Source organism: Mesorhizobium sp. WSM4848 (assembly GCF_055811375.1).
The window spans coordinates 1-1,326 of the sequence record NZ_JBVVPX010000093.1; the positions used below are offsets into that span (position 1 = coordinate 1).

Here is a 1,326-nt window from a genome sequence, read left to right on the forward strand (position 1 = left end):
CTGAACTCGCCAACTTCGTTAGCGGCTACCCAGCAAGTGCAATGCCCGCGGCCACACGGCAGACAATCTCGTTGCTCCTGCTGGACCTTATCGGTGCTACCGCCGCGGGGTTGCAATCGCCGCTCGCGAATGCAGCCAGAAAGGCGGCCCTTAAAGCATACGGCGAAGGGCCGATAAGCATCTGGTTGACTGATGAGCGGTCTAGTGTCGTTGGTGCCGCTATGGCGAATAGCGCTGCGGCAAGCGCGCTGGATATAGATGATGGTCACCGCGGCGCAGCGGGCCACGCCGGTGCAGGCGTCATTCCTGCTGCCCTGGTCGTGGCTCAGGCCATCGGCTCGTCAGTTCCCGAAACAAACGTTGCAATCGCACTCGGATACGAAATCGCTCTCCGAATCGCGAGTTCTCGTCCTGTTGAGACAATCGACACGTATGCCAGTGGACGCTGGGTCGGCTATGGAGCTGCGGCAGCAGCTTCCCGTCTCTTGGGCTTAAGTGCAACAGAAACCGCTCATGCATTAGCGATTGCGGGATCCGAAGGACCGATTGTCTTTTTGACCACAAGCTCCAAGTTCGAAGGCAGCACAATCAAAGAAGGGATTCCACCTGCCGTGGTTGCTGGTGTCACTGCGGCTTATCGCGCGCGGGCAGGCGCAACCGGACCTCTTGATCTTCTTGATGATAATGTTCGTTTTACTCGCCGGCTCTTGACAGGCAATCTTGGGTTATCGTGGGAAGTCCAAAGGTGCTATCTCAAGCCATATGCTTGCTGCCGCTATGTCCACGCGGCAATCGATGCGATCCTTGCCATGCGTCGGGATGGGCAAGAGATACGGAAGCTGCGCATCGAGACTTTCCCACAGGCGATGAGCCTTGCAAACGAGCGCGCCCCCAAGACCTTGGAGGGAGGGCAGTATAGCTTCTATTTCAATTGCGCATTGGCCGCTCTACACGGTCGGGGAGCTCTGCAGCCTGTTCAACTTGAGCATCTCACTGACGCACGCGTGCTCGACTTGGCTGCGCGTATTGAGCTAGAGCCGTCGCCCGATTTCATTTCGGCATTTCCGGTTGGAACGCCTGCCCGCGTCGTTATTGACCAGGGTAAAGGACCGGAAGAGATGATTGTGTTGCATCCTTTGGGAGATGTCGCAAACCCGTTGTCGAGCGACCAGGTCGTGGAGAAATTCAAGAACATCGCCAGAAAGGATGTTCACCCGCAGTGGCAGGAAGAAATCCTCACCGCAGTCGCTAGCCTCGAAACTGCAGGGTTTGCGCGCCTTCTGGCCGCCCTGTCGCCACCAGGCGGCCGATGCTCGACATCCGAAA

Annotated in this window: 1 protein-coding gene; it reads left to right on the plus strand. The window is 57.7% G+C overall.

All coding sequences use genetic code 11. From position 1 onward, the window contains the following. Positions 1–1,326 (plus strand): MmgE/PrpD family protein (locus tag AC0L16_RS33395; protein WP_473625780.1); only part of this gene is annotated, 1,326 nt, incomplete at both ends.